This is a genomic window from Shewanella sp. GD03713 (assembly GCF_029843705.1).
Lineage (GTDB): Bacteria > Pseudomonadota > Gammaproteobacteria > Enterobacterales > Shewanellaceae > Shewanella.
In genome coordinates this window covers 1,079,311-1,096,243 of the sequence record NZ_JAOCIW010000001.1, presented here as the reverse complement: position 1 = coordinate 1,096,243, position 16,933 = coordinate 1,079,311, and the positions used below count along the sequence as shown (strand labels likewise).

Here is a 16,933-nt window from a genome sequence, read left to right as displayed (position 1 = left end):
AGCAACTTCGCAGGGGATAGGTGTATTCCGGTCACTTCATCATGGACTGCCCCATCGAGGAATTTAAAACAGATATTTCTAATCTTTTTCTCAATATTCTGCGTCATTTTTATTTTGTGTTGAAGAGTAATTTAATTGCTTTACATCAAAGAGATATAAAATGTAGGATGATATTTATCAATAAGTTAAACAACCTTTTTTTCTGGTTATCAGCTGAATAAGATTTGATATGAGCTATAGAGAAAGCAACCTCGACAGAGCACTAAGAAACTGGTTTTCAAAGGACTTTTCAAAGTCATTACTAAGATTCATTACACTTAGAAATGGACATATGAGAGGACTATCTACATTCAACATTGACTTTGTATATCCGATAACTGCTATAGCAGGGAAAAATGGTTCGGGAAAGTCAACAATTCTAGCTCTTTCAGCTTGTGCTTATCACAACAAAAGTGCTGGTTTTAAGCTGTCAAATAGAAAACTACCTTATTACAGTTTGCAGATTTCTTTATTCAGCATTCAGAAGACATACCACCACAAGGTATCGAAATTCTTTATGGTATAGCGCACAATCGTTGGAAGAAAACTGATCAGTTTCCAGATGGAATAGGAGTTGGTTATCAAATAAGAAGAAAAAAACAAGCTGGGAAATGGAATGACTATGCCAGCAGAATTAAACGGGACGTAGTATTTTTAGGAATCGAGAGAATTGTTCCTCACAATGAAAAAAGTCAATCAAAAAGCTATTCAAGATCATTCTTACATTCTGGTGACGCTGGTTGGGAAGATAAAGTTAAGGATACTGTAGGAAAAATTCTAGGCAAAAAATACGATCAGTTTAAATACGTAAGCCACTCTAAATACAGACTTCCGATCGTAACCGTAAACGGAAATAGATATTCAGGCTTTAACATGGGCGCAGGTGAGAATGCATTATTCGAAGTGCTGTCAGTTATGCATGCAGTGTCGGAAGGAGCGCTGGTCGTCATCGATGAAATAGAACTTGGTCTTCATGCAGAAGCTCAGAAGAAGTTCATTCAAGCACTTAAAGAACTTTGTAAACAACGATCCCTACAAATAATATGTACCACCCACTCAAGAGATGTCTTTTCGCAATTACCTGATGATGCAAGAATATTTATTGAAAACATAAATGGTAAATCTGTTGTTGTATCAGGTATATCTCCGGACTACGCGTTTTCGAAGCTAAGCGCTGAAAACTCACAAGAACTTAGTATTTTTGTAGAAGACCGAGTTGCTAAGTCCATTCTAATGGCGGTATTACCTAGTTCTATCCGTTCAAGAATTAGCTTGGAAGTTATTGGCTCTGCCTCAGCTCTCTCTAGGCAGCTTGCTGCAAACTATAATCGTCAAAATAGAACACCAATTTTAGTAATTTTTGATGGCGATCAACTGAATAAAGAAAAGCAAAATTTAGACCACGCATTCTCCATGTCTGAATCTATGGATAAGGAAAGTTTTAAACGCTGGATGTTATCACAAATGACTTATCTACCGGGTGATACTTGGCCTGAATCATGGTTAATACAAAAAAGCAGTGAAAGCATCGAAGAACTCGCAAAATTATTAAGTATCGACGAGGATGAGTTAAAAGATGTATTAGAGCGCGGATTGGAAGCAGGGAAACATAATGAGTTTAATGAAATAGGAAAGCTTATTGGCCTCGATGAAACGGATGCTCTAAATAGATTTTGTATGAATATTGCACAACAACATATATGCGAGTTTTCGGAACTTGTGACTTTAATCAAAAATACTCTGGATAAATAATAAAGCACTACCAGACAAATTTTCCGTAAACAGCAGCATTACTATAAAACCGTCATTCCGCAGCTAATTCCAGAATTTAAATAGTGTGATCTGGCGATCAGCTTTTCATAAAAACTACGACACCATCTTGACCGCGATCGACAGTTTTGATCTATTACTGCTATTTGACGGTCTCAAAATATGTCTACCCATCCTGTTATTAAACGCTTAGATCACCTTGGTCTCATTGCCGCCTTTTGTCACGAAATTGGCCTGCCACGGATGATAGATGCCGTTATCCCAAAATATTCTGACCACAATGTTTCTCATGGTGACGCGGTATTGGCCATGCTCCTAAATGGACTTGGCTTTCATAGCAGAACACTGCACATGTTCTCGGACTTTTTTAAGACCAAGCCTGTATCTAAGCTACTCGCCAAAGACATTGAAGCACACCACCTGACTGATGATGTACTAGGCCGCACATTAGATGCTCTATACGAAGCCGATGTCTCAGCGCTCTATCAGGTTATTGCTGAGCGTGTTGTTGATAAACTGGGCTTGACGACCGATTCTGTTCATCTTGATATCACTAGCTTCCACGTTGATGGTGAGTATGCACAAGATGAAAACACCAACGTGATTAAGCTTGTAAGAGGTTATAGTCGGGATCATAGGCCAGAGCTTAACCAAGTCGTGCTTGAACTCATCTGTGAAAACCAAGCAGGTATTCCTGTTTACATGCAAGCACTGAGTGGTAACACCAATGATGCCAAGGCATTCGCTGAAGTCACTAAAAGACACATACATTGCCTAAAAGCCGCGCAAAATAGTCGTTACTTTATCGCTGATGCCGCTTTGTACACCGAAGAAAGCATCTCCTCGCTAGATGAGCAAAATCAAAAATTCATTACCCGTGTCCCCATGACCATCAAGCTCGCAAAACAAGCACTACTTGCGCTAGAGCCAGAGCAATTAAGCACTATCGGTCATGGCTACTCAGGATGTTGGATAGACTCGGATTACGGAAAGGTCAATCAACGTTGGTTGCTCGTTCACAGTGAACAGGCCACCAAGCGGGAAGAAATCACTTTCTTCAAGAACTTAGAGAAAAACATAGCAAAAGAAATCAAAGCGTTGGAAAAGCTAAGTAAAAAACCATTCGCTTGTGAAGTTGACGCAGAATTAGCGTTTAACGATTTCAAGAAACAATGTGACTTACTTGGGTTTGAACAAGGCACTCTCATCAAACAGCCGACTTACTCTCATTCGGGCCGCCCAAAGACAGATGAAGCACCGACAGGATACCAATACTTTATCGAAGCCGCCCCCTTCACCGACCTAGAAAAAGTAAAACTGGCTAAGCTCAAAGTAGGCATGTTTATCCTCGCGACGAATGACACCGACAATGAAGCACTCACCATGGCGGCTCTTCTAGCACATTACAAATCGCAACAAAAAGTCGAGCGCGGCTTCCGTTTTCTAAAAAGCCCTGAGTTTTTAACCTCTTCCATCTTCTTGAAAAAGCCTGAGCGCATTGAAGCGTTGCTAATGATAATGACGTTGAGCTTGCTTGTTTACGCTAGTTTAGAACACAAAATCAGAGAACAACTCGCACAAACCGAAGCGTTCTTCCCAAGTATGGTAAAGAACAAGACGACCTCCAGACCGACGGCACGTTGGGTCTTCTTGCAATTCGAAGGCATAGATACGCTAGAGATTAACGGCCAAAGGTTCATCACTGGACTTCAAGATCACCAAACACAACTACTCAAATTACTCGGTAGATTCTATGAGGTAGTTTATTCCTAAATTAGCTGCGGAATGTCGGATAAAAAGACATTCGGGATTAACAGCTAACGTCGAAGTCACAGAAGTTCACCATCCCCTAGGAGTTGCCGCAGGGCATTTGCGTTCGTTGCGTGAGCGAGGCATGGATGCCGAGATAGCGTCAGTCGAATCAGGGACGAGCGTCTGACGCGATAGCATAAGGACGCTTAATGCCCAAGGGGCTTTCAACTCCGTTGGGGCGTCTTGGAGCATCCAAGGGCGAAGGCCAACGGCCGTTTTGAGCGCGAGATAGGGATATCGAGCTGGCAATTTAACATGGACGTTTTTGATAGGACGAGCAGTCCTCCTTGGTCGGGTGTGGGGTGAAGCCCCACGACTTTGACTCACCTCGGCCGCAAGGCCGCCTTTCCCAACAAAAACAGATATAAAAAAGCCCCGCTAGTGTTAAACACTGCGGGGCTTTATTTATCTAGTGCGCTGCTAACATAACAGCAGCGCCAGCAAACCTAATTAGCTATTTAGGTCTTGGAAAAACTTCTTCACGCCATCGAAAAAGCCTTCAGCCTTTGGGCTGTGCTTCTTTGATTCACCGGTTAAAGTCGCCTCAAACTCACGCAGTAATTCTTTCTGACGCTCGTTTAGGTTGACTGGCGTTTCCATCACGACTTTGCAGAGCAAGTCGCCAACGGCATGGCTGCGAACCGATTTAACCCCTTTGCCACGCAGACGGAACATACGGCCCGTTTGCGTTTCGGCTGGGATCTTCAGGCTGACTTTGCCATCCAGTGTTGGCACTTCAATCTCGCCGCCGAGCGCCGCTTTGCTGAATGAAATTGGTACTTCGCAGTAGAGGTTGTTGCCATCACGGACAAAGATAGCATGTTCACGTACTGTGACCTGAACGTATAAATCGCCCGGTGGCGCACCAAACTCGCCTGCTTCACCTTCACCCGCTAAGCGGATACGGTCGCCAGTGTCGACACCCGCTGGGATCTTAACTGACAGGGTTTTGGTCTTCTCGACACGGCCATCACCATGGCACTTAGAGCAAGGATCTTTAATGATCTTGCCGCGACCATGACAGGTTGGACATGGCTGTTGTACGGTGAAGAAACCTTGGCGCATTTGCACTTGGCCTTGACCATGACAGGTACCACAGGTAGTCGCCGAAGAGCCTTTTTTCGCACCGCTGCCGTCACACACATCACAGCTGGCTAAGGTTGGAATACGCAGTTCTTTGGTGAGGCCTTTTACGGCTTCTTCCAGTGATAACTCTAGGTTGTAACGTAAATCTGAGCCGCGGGCCGCTTGGCGTTGACCGCCACGGCGTCCACCGCCGAAAATATCGCCAAAGACATCACCGAAAATATCGCCGAAATCTCCCGCACCGCCGTAGCCACCACCGCCGCCGCGATTCGGATCCACACCCGCATGACCAAATTGGTCATAGGCCGCTTTTTTGTTGGCATCGGTAAGGATTTCGTAGGCTTCTTTAACTTCTTTAAAGCTCGCCTCGGCAGCTTTGTCGCCAGGGTTGCGATCGGGGTGAAACTTCATCGCCAAACGCTTGTAGGCTTTTTTAATTTCACGTTCGCTGGCGTCACGACCAACGCCTAATACTTCGTAATAATCTCGCTTTGACATAATCTCATGCTTCTCAGCTTAAGTTGAACGAACGGGCGTTAGGGTTTCCCCGTAACGCCCGCCTAGAAATTAACTATTTGAAATCAATCAATTTGATTGAGAGCAAATGTTATTTCTTGTCGTCTTTCACTTCTTCAAATTCAGCATCGACAACGTCATCGGCAGTCGCGTTAGACTGTTTAGCAGCACCTTCTTGTGCGCCGCCTTGAGTTTGAGCTTTAGCCTGAGCAATTTCCATCAGCTTAGCAGACGCTTCAATCAGCTCTTGAGTCGCTTTTTCAATGGCTTCTTTGTCGTTGCCTTTGGTTGCAACTTCAACTGCGCTCATTGCCGCTTCAATCTTAGCTTTGTCGTCTGCTGGCAGTGCATCGCCCGCTTCCTCAACTTGTTTCTTAGTTGCGTGAACTAAGCCGTCAGCTTGGTTGCGAGATTGCACTAACTCTTCAAACTTCTTGTCTTCTTCAGCGTGTGCTTCAGCGTCACGTACCATTTGCGCCACTTCTTCTTCGCTTAAGCCTGAAGAAGCTTTGATGGTGATGTTTTGTTTCTTACCGGTTTTCTTGTCGGTGGCAGAAACATGCAGAATACCGTCAGCGTCGATATCGAACATCACTTCGATTTGTGGCATGCCACGTGGTGCTGGCTCAATACCGTCAAGGTTGAACTGACCTAATGACTTGTTCGCGCTCGCTTGCTTACGCTCACCTTGCAGTACGTGGATGGTTACTGCACTTTGGTTGTCATCGGCTGTTGAGAACACTTGCTGTGCCTTCGTCGGAATAGTCGTGTTTTTCTCAATCAGCTTGGTCATTACGCTGCCCATGGTTTCGATACCCAGAGACAGTGGTGTTACGTCTAACAGCAGAACGTCTTTCACGTCGCCTGACAGTACGCCCGCTTGAATCGCAGCACCTACGGCTACGGCTTCGTCTGGGTTTACGTCTTTACGAGGTTCTTTACCGAAGAAGTTAGAAACCGCTTCTTGAACCTTAGGCATACGGGTTTGACCGCCCACTAAAATCACTTCGTTAATGTCTGATACTGATAAGTCAGCGTCAGCCAGTGCCACTTTTAATGGCTCTAAAGTACGAATGATTAAGTCTTCAACCAGTGACTCTAACTTAGCACGGGTGATTTTCACCACTAAGTGCTTAGGACCTGTTGCATCGGCAGTGATGTATGGCAGGTTCACTTCAGTTTGGTTGGTGCTTGAAAGCTCAATCTTCGCCTTTTCAGCCGCTTCTTTCAGACGTTGCATTGCTAGTGGATCTTTACGCAGATCTAAGCCTTGCTCTTTCTTGAATTCATCAGCTAAGTAGTTGATTAAACGGTTGTCAAAGTCTTCACCACCTAAGTGAGTGTCACCGTTAGTCGCTAATACTTCGAAGGTTTGGTCGCCGTCGTTGCTGTCGATTTCGATGATAGAGATATCGAATGTACCACCACCTAAGTCGTACACTGCAACGATGTTGTCGCCTTGCTTCTTATCGATACCGTAGGCCAATGCTGCAGCCGTTGGTTCGTTGATAATACGTTTAACTTCAAGACCTGCGATGCGGCCCGCATCTTTAGTGGCTTGACGTTGTGAATCGTTAAAGTATGCAGGAACGGTAATTACCGCTTCTGTCACTTCTTCACCTAAGAAGTCTTCTGCTGTTTTCTTCATCTTTTTCAAGATTTCAGCAGAAACCTGTGGTGGAGCCATTTTGTTGCCACGTGATTCAACCCACGCATCACCGTTGTCGGCTGCAATGATTTTGAATGGCATGATGTTCACGTCACGTTGAACTTCGTCGTCTTTGAAGCGACGACCGATCAGACGCTTAATCGCGAAGAATGTGTTATTTGGGTTAGTTACAGCTTGGCGTTTTGCTGGCTGACCCACGATGGTCTCATCATCGGTGTAAGCGATGATAGACGGGGTTGTGCGATCGCCTTCAGCATTCTCTAATACGCGTGCTTTGCCACCATCGAGGACAGCTACACAAGAGTTTGTTGTGCCTAAGTCGATACCAATAATTTTACCCATGAGGTCCTCCGAAAAATTTCTGTCTAACTAAATTTATAAGTTGGTTTTGATATGGGGCCGGACGGTTTTTTTTCAAGTCCACTGTTGGCCACCTTCTCTGCCTTAACACCTATATTGGGACAGGGAATTTAATTACAAGGGCCGATAAAAAATTTTTCTGATTTATCTTTTCAAAGGGCTCGACTGTATAAAATATTCAAAACCGCAAAATCCGCTTGCTTATCAGCAATAGCTGTTATTCAATCTGCGCACATTGAGTGATGTTTAAGCGCATAGGGTAATAGTGTGAAATCTTCAAATTTGGCGTATGTGTACGGCATGGCCGCGGTATTCCTCTGGTCGACGGTGGCAACCGCCTTTAAGATTGCCCTCGGATTTTATAGCCCATTGCAGCTGGTGTTTGTGGCGGTACTCACCTCAATCATTGCCCTAGGTGCCATTCTCGCTTGGCAGAAAAAACTGCCACTTCTTAAAGCACAGCTCCTGCGTCGCCCGGCGTTTTATCTGGTTACCGGGCTGATTAACCCTTTTCTGTATTATGTGGTGCTGTTTAAAGCCTATTCACTGTTACCCGCCCAGCAGGCGCTCTCACTCAATTACACTTGGGCGGTATTGCTACCGCTGTTAGCCGCGCCGCTCTTGAAACAACATTTGCGTAAGAGCGATATGATTGCGGCACTGATCGCCTACTCAGGGGTCTTTATTATCGCCACCGGCGGCGATATCAGCGGTTTTCGCTTCGACAGTCCGCTCGGGATTGGTCTTGCATTAACCAGCACTTTGCTCTGGTGCCTATATTGGATTGTGAACACTAAAGATCAAGGCGACCCCGTCGTCAGCCTACTATTAAGCTTTTTGATTGGTTTGCCCTTTATTACCGTAACACTGCTGCTGACCGATACCCTGCCCAGCTTTAGTTTGAGCGCCGTGATGGCGGGCATGTATGTTGGCTTATTTGAGATGGGCATTACCTTCGTGCTGTGGTTAATGGCACTTAAAACCGCGACTCGCACGGCTAATATCAGTACCTTAGTATTTTTATCACCAGTGATGTCGATTGGTTTTATTGCTTGGATTCTGCAAGAAACTATCGCCACCGCAACGTATATTGGATTAGGTTTTATTTTAAGTGGCATGATGTTACAGCAGTTATTCCCGCGTTACCTTGAGCGCAAAACCAAGCTTAATGCCAAGCTTGCAGACTGAGTAAGGTGTATCACATGGGCATAGGTAATTTATGCCCGAGCTAACATTTTAACGCCGCAGAAAGGGCTACTATGGCGGACTTTTATTGCCCCTAGACTTTTATTGTACCTAATTGGGGCGCGAGGACGAGAGCATGACACCAGCCGTACAAATGGCAAAGAAAGCCAAAATTCCCTTTGAAATCTTAGAATACAGTCACGACCCACACTGCGCCGCCTACGGCGAAGAAGCCGCCAATGTGTTGGGGCTCGCCCCCGCGCAGGTATTTAAAACCTTACTGGTCGCGACCGATAAAGCCCATCCGCCGCTTGCTGTTGCGCTCGTTCCAGTTGATCATCAACTCAATTTAAAAGCCGTCGCTAAATGTTTAGGCCTGAAGAAACTGCAAATGGCCGATGCGGATTTAGCACAAAAATCATCAGGCTATCTCGTTGGCGGCATTAGTCCCCTCGCCCAGAAAAAACAGCTGCCAACGCTAATCGATGCGACGGCTCAGCAATTCGATAAAATCTATGTGAGTGCCGGCCGCCGTGGCCTTGAAATCTGCCTTGCGGCGAATGACTTAGCGAAATTATGCCGCGGGTCTTTTGCGGATATTAAAACCCTTTAAGGCTAAATATCAGATATTTCTAAAATATGTTCAGAGCATCACAGTATTTATCCCAAATTGATTTGAAAATAGAGACATATCCGACTATAAATTGAACTGTACACAGACGACTAAGGATAGTCAGATGGAAAAATCAACTCAATGGAATCAAGAAGATGGCTTAAGCCCTATCAGTTGGGTCGCCATGCTCATTTGTATTGCCCTTTTTATCTACGAACATTTTTGGGGAAATGGTTTTACGACCATGGTGGTGATGCTCTACTGCACTTTTTTACTCCCCTCGGTACTGATCACCCGTAGAGTGCAAGAAAGGTATTTCCTGTATACCTTGGTATATATCAGGGCCTTTCGTAAATTCACTACCCTGATGTCGGTGGCGTTTCTGTGTCTGTGGTTGATTGCCACTTACACTCCACTCATCCATTAATCGAGATGTTTGTCTCGTCCTGAAATAAGTTTGCCAATAAAAAAGCCGCTATAGCGGCTTTTTTAATAGAACGATGTTGCCAAACGAGATGGCCCGTCGCTGACAAGTGAACTAAGCGCGGCTGGTGTAATCACCCCACGCTAACCACTTATAGGTGGTCAGCGCCTCAAGCCCCATAGGACCACGGGCATGGAGTTTTTGCGTGCTTACGGCCACCTCGGCACCCAAACCAAATTGGCCGCCATCGGTAAAACGGGTGCTGGCATTCACATACACAGCAGCCGAATTCACTTCGTTCATAAAATGTGTTGCGGCGTGGATATCATCGGTGAGAATCGCCTCCGAGTGCCCACTGGAATAGGTACGGATATGGGCAATAGCTGTATCTATGTCACTCACCACTTTAATGCCTAAGGTCAAAGATAACCATTCGGTCGCAAAGCTTTGCTCAGTTGCCGGGGAAATATCAAACCCCAGCCCATCGAGCAGTACATAGCTTTGTTCACACACCGAAAAACGCACACCTAAACGGTGTAAGTACTCGGCAATTTGCGGCACAAAACGCTCGGCAACCGCATTATCCACCAGCAAAGTATCTAATGCATTACATACCGTTGGGCGCTGCACTTTTGCGTTGGCAATCACCTCGAGTGCGCGCTCAAGATCGGCATGTTTATCGACATACAAATGGCAAATCCCAATGCCACCTAAGATCACCGGAATCGTCGCTTGCTCGGCGCAAAGGCGCTGTAAGGCTTGCCCGCCACGGGGGACTATCATATCGACATATTGGTCGAGCTTGAGTAGCCCTGTGACTAAGGCTCTATCCGGAGAATCAATCAGCTGCACCGCATCGACTGGCAGACCTTGGCTCGCAATCGCGCCACGGATCACTTCACTAATCAGTTTATTGGATTCGAGTGTCTCTTTTCCGCCACGCAAAATCACAGCATTACCGGTTTTAAGTGCCAACACAGCAATATCGACCGTCACATTCGGCCGCGCCTCGTAGATAACCCCAATCACCCCAAGTGGAACACGGCGGCGCGTGAGCCTTAAGCCATTGTCCAACACGCGGCTACCAAACTCTTCGCCAACGGGATCGGCAAGACGCACCACATCGCTGATATCACCGATAATCCCCGCCAGACGCGACTCGTTAAGTAAGAGTCTATCGATCATTGCCTCATTCAAGCCTTCAGCCTTAGCAGCTGCAACGTCTTTGGCGTTGGCAGCGAGAATCGCCTGAGTATTCTGCGTCAAGGCCTCGGCAATCGCCTCGAGTAAATCCGCTTTCTGTGCGGCGCTAAGATTTGCTAAGGCATAGCTGGCTTGTTTAGCCTGACTGCCCAGTTGTTGTAAATATTGCGCTTGATTAGTTTGACTCAAAACAGACCTCGCTTATAAGACGACCATGTCGTTGCGGTGCACTATTGCGTCACCATAATCGTAACCGAGCACAGACTCGATTTCGTCGGAATGTTTACCCGCAATTAACCCTAAAGCCTCACCACAGTAACGGGTGATGCCTCTGGCAATGATTTTGCCTTTTTGGTCAACCAGTTGCAGGGTTGCACCACGTTCAAATTCCCCTTTAACGCCAATAATCCCCTTAGAGAGTAGGCTGCGACCTTTTTCGGTCACGGCTTTCACCGCGCCCGCATCGAGTACCAAGGAACCTTGGGCGGCAGGTCCAGCTAAAATCCACTGTTTGCGGCTCTCTAACGGATTTTCGATGGCACTAAAATGTGTGCCGACAGATTCTTTACCGACGACTTTTTTAATCACATCGGGGTGATGACCCGAGGCAATCACCACTTCAATGCCCGCACGGCGAGCAATATCCGCAGCTTCTAGCTTAGTCGACATTCCGCCCGTACCTAAGCCCGACACTGAACCACCCGCTAACAGACGCAGACTGTCGTCAATTTTCTCGACCTGAGAAATCAGCTTAGCATTCGGGTTAGTGCGCGGATCGGCATCGAATAAGCCCTTTTGATCCGTCAACAAAATCAACAGGTCTGCATCACACAGCAATGCCGCACGCGCCGACAAGTTGTCGTTGTCGCCCACTTTGATCTCGTTAGTGGCGACGGCATCGTTTTCGTTGATAATGGGAATAATATTGTTTGCCAGCAAGGCATTAAGCGTATCGCGGGCATTCAAATAGCGCTCTCTATCGTGTAGATCGGCACGGGTCAGCAGCAATTGCCCCACATGCAAACCATAGATGCTAAAGAGTTGTGCCCAAGCGAGAATAAGCTGACTCTGCCCGACAGCGGCTAATAACTGTTTGTTAGCCATAGTGTCGGGCAATACCGGGTATTGGAGATGTTCGCGTCCGGCGGCAATTGCGCCAGAAGTGCATAATACGACTTCGACCCCTGATCTCATCAGTGCGGCCATTTGACGAGCAAGCTCAACCATATGGGCTTTATCCAGCTGTTTACTGCCAGAAGTCAGCACACTCGTCCCTAACTTCACTACCACGCGGCGATACGCTATCTCACTTAAATTCATTATTCATATGTAGAAAATAACCGGATAATCCTTATACCTAATCCGCAGAGCAATTGGTAGTTAGTGGGCAGGATGTTGGTAGAAATTTTCAATTCTGCTTGGGATCGCGCATAAAAAAGGGCCATCGATTAGATGACCCTCAAAAAATAGCCCGCGAATGGGCGACTAGCTCAGTATCAGCCGTAAATAAATTTCGCAATAAACATCGCCGCGAGCACCAGCACGCCGATATTTAAATCGCTAAAGCGGCCCGTTAACAGCTTGATGACAGCATAGGAAATAATCCCCAGCGCAATCCCTGTGGCAATCGAGAAGGTCAGCGGCATCAGGATACACACCACAACCACAGGTGCAGCCTCAGTTAAATCTTCCCATTCAACGTGAACCAGTCCAGCCATCATTAGAATCGCCACATAGAACAAGGTACCAGCCGTAGCATAGGCGGGGATCATTCCAGCTAATGGTGATAAGAATAAGGCCAAGATGAACAGTAAGCCGACCACGACGGCGGTTAAGCCAGTACGGCCGCCCGCGCTCACCCCAGCGGTACTTTCGATATAACTAGTGGTGGTTGACGTACCGAATGCAGCGCCCGCAATCGTCGCTAAACTGTCGGCGGTTAAGGCACGGTTTAAGCGAGGTAAACGGCCTTTTTCATCGAGGAAACCACCGCGCTGCGCAACCGCAACTAAGGTGCCTGATGTATCAAAAAGATCCACAAACAGGAAGGCAAACACCACGGATAGCATTGTCACTTCAAATACTTGGGATAAATCCATCGCCATAAAGGTCGGTGCGACAGAAGGCGGCATAGAAACGATACCGTTGTAATGCACATCACCGAAGAGTAACCCAAGTCCTGTGATGATAAGGATGCTTAAAATCACCGCCGATTTCATACCACGTTGCACCATGGCAATGATCAGGAAGAAACCTAACACAGCCATCACCGCAGGGAAGGCGGTAATATCGCCCATAGTCACTAAAGTTGCAGGGCTTGCGACCACAATGCCGGCACTCTTAAGACCGATCAGCGCGAGGAATAAACCAATACCCGCAGCAATACCGATACGCAGCGACATAGGAATACTGTTCACAATCCACTCGCGAATACGCACTAGAGACAGGATTAAAAAGCAAATTCCCGACAGGAAAACGGCGCCGAGTGCCGTTTCCCAGCTATAACCCATCTCACCCACGACTGTGTAGGTAAAAAAGGCATTGAGTCCCATACCTGGGGCCAGTGCAATGGGGTAGTTCGCCATCACACCCATCACAATACAGCCCACCGCCGCCGCTAAACAGGTGGCCACAAACACGGCGCCATGATCCATACCCGCATCGGCTAACATCATTGGATTCACAAAAATGATGTAGGCCATAGTCATAAATGTTGTCAAACCTGCTATCGCTTCCTGCTTGAGGCTCGTTTGATTTTGTTTCAGTTTGAACAGCTTTTCTAACATGGAACTGGGTTCCTTTTCTTTTAAAGTAGGTAGGGTCAAAAATGTAAACACTATGTAGTCGTGTTTTTCGCAGGGGATTATAGGGAGTTTGTGCTGGTCAGGCCAGAAAATTGATGGAGATTTTCTTGATAGAAATCGCTAAACAGAACAAAAAACCACCGCACTTAATTTACATTAAAGCTCACTATAAATAGGGCTTAGCAAGCCAATCTTAACCACAGGGAAATTCAAACGCCGTTCAGGATTAACAGCACATTGTTTTTAAAGCGAAATAATCACAATAAAGCACAATGGTTATCCCATTTCGGCATATAAGGCAACGTCAGCGCCGCAAATGGGATTGAAGTCGATAGCAAAAAAGCCGACGCCCTTAAGGGCGCCGGCTTTTTGAGTGCAACGGGTAAAATGCTTAAAAACGATAGTTAAAGCTGACGGTAAAATTACGTGGCGCGCCATAGTGATACACACTGTAAGCTAGGCCAGACGCTGACATATAGGCATAATATTTCTCATCCAGCAGATTCTCTACGTTAACTTGCAGATCCATATTCTCAGCCAGATCGTAGCGCGCCATCAGATTCACTAGGGAGTAAGCATCCTGCTTGATTGCCACATCACTGACATCTGAGTAACTGTCACTTTGCCAATTCACCCCACCACCTATGGTTAACTCAGGCAATAAGTCCACAAATTGATAGGTGGTAAACAGTTTAAATTGCTTCTGCGGACTGGTAGTCGCGACTCGCTTACCCTCTGCATCTTCGGCATTAAATTGCGAGTAACCCGCAGAGATATTCCAGCCATCGGCAGGCTCACCCACCACTTCTAGCTCAAACCCCTTACTCTTAGTGCCTTGTGCGGCCTCATAGTAATTCACGGGTTTACCACCGATATAAATCGTTCCGGCTAAGGTTGCCAAGTTATCTTGGTCAATTTGGAACACGGCCACAGTGGTATGTAGACGATCGTCAAGATAAGCACTCTTCAGACCTAATTCGTAGGCTTTGCCTTCTAATGGATCGAGGTAATTTTGATCGGCATCGAAATTATTCTGCGGATTAAAAATCCCGGTATAACTGGCGTAAATACGATGCGCGTCATTGATATCGTACAAGGCGCCAACGTAGGGCACAAACACCCCATCATCACCAAAGTTAGTATCGGTACCATAGCTCACGCCTTCACGGTTCCAGCTTGAGATACGTCCACCAGCAATCAGTTTAAAATCATCGGTAATGGTCAGGCGAGTCGCCGCATAAAAGCCTTTTTGCTCGGTATCCATATTGAGCTGACGGTTCGCGTTGCTCGACCATTCAGGCTCGGCAAACTGATTTTGTTGCCATTCGTAGAAGTTATCGACCACTTGCGAGTCCCAACCCGTCATATCGTCACGGATAGGCTCATAGGTATCGGCGTAGGATTTTTGCTTACTATACAAAGCGCCCGTCACAAACTCATGGGTTTGACCAAAGAGGTCATAGTCGCCTTTAAGCTGCACATCAAAGTTATTCGAGTTACTTTCACCATGGCTGTGATAACGCTGTCCACTGAGTCCCGCCCCCGTGTCTTTATCGAGCATACCCGACATGTAGATCATCTTAGTGGTGGTCTCATACTCCATGCGGTTGTAGTTAGCGACCAGCTGCCAACCATTGCTGAAGTAGTGATTCAGGTTCGCAAAGTAGTTGATGTTTTTGGTTTCCCAGCGGCTCCAATCGGCGGCTGTGGTGGCCGATGTATCCCAATCAGTGGCTGAACCATCACTAAAGACGGCGGGCAACGCGCCCCACATCGCCCCTTTGGGATCGTTGTGGTTATAGCTACCACCGACACGCAGCAAGGTGTTGGCCGTAATATCACTGTCAACCACACCATAGAGAATGGTTTTGCGGTCTTGGTACAGATCTTGGTAAGAGTCGCTATTCACATACTTAGCGACCAAGCGCCCACGCACACTGCCGTCTTCATTCAGACCATTGGATACATCCGCGGTGACTTGTTTTTTATCCCAACTTCCAGTGGCGACATCGACATAACCTTTAAGATCAGAACTGTCGGCATGCTTACGCACTAAGTTAATTGAGGCCGAAGGATCGCCAGCACCAGTTAATAATCCGGTAGCACCACGCACGACTTCAACGCGCTCGTAGATAGACACATCCGATACCGTTTCACCGGCATCACCGCCTAAACTCCAAGATAAAGGCACGCCATCAATTTGATAGTTTTGCACGGTAAAACCGCGGGCCGAAAAACCGTTACGCACGTTATCGGTTTTTGAAGATGATAAACCCACAGTGTTGTTGACCACATCGACCACGGTATTTAGCGCCTGATCTTCAATCCGATCCGCCGTCATAATGCTGACCGACTGTGGCGTTTCCCGCAGCGTGAGTCCCAACCCCGTTGCGGTATCAATATTACGACTCACTGTGTATTTACCCATCACAGTGATTTTTTCGATATTTTGATCTTGTGTCTCTGTTGTTGAAGCGGTTTGTTCTTCGGCCATCAGCGCCAAAGGATTCAAAGCTAGGGTTACTGCAGCAGCAAGTGGAAGTAGATTAAAACGCATAGTCGTTCAGCAAGTTTCGTTAAGGTGCGCATACGGTAACATCATTGAGAACGATTTGCATTTGTATTTTATGTGACAAATGTAACAAATTCATCATTCTTAAGTCGTACAAAAAGATGAATAGATTGATGACGAAGTTTTATACTTTAAAAACAGATAATTAAATTAACTTTTGATAAAAGCAGTCATTTCGAGATGGCCGCAAAAAATTTTACGTTTATGGGAAGGAATGAGAGGCATAGCGCCGTAACGACAGAAAAAAGCTAAAAAAAAAAAGCCTGCTCAATGAGCAGGCAAGACATATTTCAAGCGTCCCTTTCGGGGAAGTACATTACCGCGCTAGCGGAAGAAACCTGGCATACCCATGCAAAAACACCGATATGCTACTTGAGTCTAAACACGCCAAAAAGGCGATACAAAGGTTGATGGATGATGGAAACTAGGTTTAAAGGGATAGTTAGCCCTTAAAGCTCATAGCGAATAAACCGCCACGCAAAACATCAGAGTTAATCCAAGTGTTTTGCCAAACAAAGTGATTCTTGCCTGTATAAGACATAGTCAATTACTCCTAAGTAAAGTTGAGATTAAGTACTCTAGTAAAGCTTGGCTCGGTTCCTTGGAACTAGAGATTCTCAAATCCGTTGAGACGACTTGTCACTCGGGTCCTTGGAGAAGGATATCCATCCTGGATAGACTAGAGGGGATGGGCGCATTGCCCTGTCCACGAAAACTATTATATGTTTTCGTAGTTTTATTACAAGCTTTATTTGTATTTTTTTTAATTAAGGCTTTTTAATGTAATTTAATTACGTAAAAAAACCAAAAATCATGGCGACATGCATCACATAAAAACAGAAATAATCCTGTAACCACCTAATAAGTAAGATATTACAGA

At 46.1% G+C, this 16,933-nt stretch carries 11 protein-coding genes; 5 read left to right on the top strand and 6 right to left on the bottom strand.

Annotation, left to right across the window (positions count from 1 at the left end; genetic code table 11):
• The first annotated feature begins 510 nt into the window (after positions 1-510).
• Positions 511-1,791, top strand: coding sequence for an AAA family ATPase (locus tag N5E87_RS04830; RefSeq protein ID WP_126512558.1), 1,281 nt, complete (start codon positions 511-513; stop codon positions 1,789-1,791).
• Between the two features lie 180 nt (positions 1,792-1,971).
• Positions 1,972-3,582, top strand: coding sequence for an IS1634-like element ISSpu7 family transposase (locus N5E87_RS04825; protein WP_011787758.1), 1,611 nt, complete (start codon positions 1,972-1,974; stop codon positions 3,580-3,582).
• 489 nt (positions 3,583-4,071) lie between these two features.
• Here the strand turns inward: N5E87_RS04825 and dnaJ are convergent, their stop codons facing one another.
• Both dnaJ and dnaK read right to left on the bottom strand, forming a co-directional pair.
• Positions 4,072-5,205: a molecular chaperone DnaJ gene (gene dnaJ / locus N5E87_RS04820; protein WP_011716086.1), complete on the bottom strand. Its 1,134-nt coding sequence runs from the start codon at positions 5,203-5,205 to the stop codon at positions 4,072-4,074.
• A 109-nt stretch (positions 5,206-5,314) separates the two neighbouring features.
• On the bottom strand, positions 5,315-7,234 hold the full coding sequence (gene dnaK / locus N5E87_RS04815; protein WP_011716085.1) for a molecular chaperone DnaK: 1,920 nt from the start codon (positions 7,232-7,234) through the stop codon (positions 5,315-5,317).
• Positions 7,235-7,519: 285 nt separating this feature from the next.
• On the opposite strand from dnaK, the gene N5E87_RS04810 reads away from it, so the two are divergent.
• From N5E87_RS04810 to N5E87_RS04800, 3 genes are all read left to right on the top strand, one after another.
• On the top strand, positions 7,520-8,440 hold the full coding sequence (locus N5E87_RS04810; protein WP_086903374.1) for a DMT family transporter: 921 nt from the start codon (positions 7,520-7,522) through the stop codon (positions 8,438-8,440).
• A gap of 133 nt (positions 8,441-8,573) precedes the next feature.
• Entirely contained in the window at positions 8,574-9,050 is a 477-nt protein-coding gene (gene ybaK / locus N5E87_RS04805) for a Cys-tRNA(Pro) deacylase (RefSeq protein WP_011716083.1), read from the top strand.
• A gap of 124 nt (positions 9,051-9,174) precedes the next feature.
• A complete protein-coding gene (locus tag N5E87_RS04800) occupies positions 9,175-9,477 on the top strand; it encodes a hypothetical protein (protein WP_086903375.1) in 303 nt (100 codons plus the stop codon).
• A gap of 111 nt (positions 9,478-9,588) precedes the next feature.
• Here the strand turns inward: N5E87_RS04800 and N5E87_RS04795 are convergent, their stop codons facing one another.
• The 4 genes from N5E87_RS04795 to N5E87_RS04780 form a co-directional block, all read right to left on the bottom strand.
• On the bottom strand, positions 9,589-10,866 hold the full coding sequence (locus N5E87_RS04795) for a glutamate-5-semialdehyde dehydrogenase (RefSeq protein ID WP_086903376.1): 1,278 nt from the start codon (positions 10,864-10,866) through the stop codon (positions 9,589-9,591).
• A 12-nt stretch (positions 10,867-10,878) separates the two neighbouring features.
• A complete protein-coding gene (gene proB / locus N5E87_RS04790) occupies positions 10,879-11,997 on the bottom strand; it encodes a glutamate 5-kinase (RefSeq protein WP_086903377.1) in 1,119 nt (372 codons plus the stop codon).
• 176 nt (positions 11,998-12,173) lie between these two features.
• Positions 12,174-13,463, bottom strand: coding sequence for an NCS2 family permease (locus N5E87_RS04785; RefSeq protein WP_011621743.1), 1,290 nt, complete (start codon positions 13,461-13,463; stop codon positions 12,174-12,176).
• A gap of 409 nt (positions 13,464-13,872) precedes the next feature.
• Positions 13,873-16,038, bottom strand: coding sequence for a TonB-dependent siderophore receptor (locus N5E87_RS04780; protein ID WP_086903378.1), 2,166 nt, complete (start codon positions 16,036-16,038; stop codon positions 13,873-13,875).
• Positions 16,039-16,933 lie beyond the last annotated feature (895 nt).

What these genes read in the sequence shown, in the direction of transcription:
- N5E87_RS04825 (WP_011787758.1), top strand. Translation starts at nt 1,972, where the DNA reads ATGTCTACCCATCCTGTTATTAAACGCTTAGATCACCTTGGTCTCATT.
- dnaJ (WP_011716086.1), bottom strand. Translation starts at nt 5,205, where the DNA reads ATGTCAAAGCGAGATTATTACGAAGTATTAGGCGTTGGTCGTGACGCC.
- dnaK (WP_011716085.1), bottom strand. Translation starts at nt 7,234, where the DNA reads ATGGGTAAAATTATTGGTATCGACTTAGGCACAACAAACTCTTGTGTA.
- ybaK (WP_011716083.1), top strand. Translation starts at nt 8,574, where the DNA reads ATGACACCAGCCGTACAAATGGCAAAGAAAGCCAAAATTCCCTTTGAA.
- N5E87_RS04800 (WP_086903375.1), top strand. Translation starts at nt 9,175, where the DNA reads ATGGAAAAATCAACTCAATGGAATCAAGAAGATGGCTTAAGCCCTATC.
- proB (WP_086903377.1), bottom strand. Translation starts at nt 11,997, where the DNA reads ATGAATTTAAGTGAGATAGCGTATCGCCGCGTGGTAGTGAAGTTAGGG.
- N5E87_RS04785 (WP_011621743.1), bottom strand. Translation starts at nt 13,463, where the DNA reads ATGTTAGAAAAGCTGTTCAAACTGAAACAAAATCAAACGAGCCTCAAG.
- N5E87_RS04780 (WP_086903378.1), bottom strand. Translation starts at nt 16,038, where the DNA reads ATGCGTTTTAATCTACTTCCACTTGCTGCTGCAGTAACCCTAGCTTTG.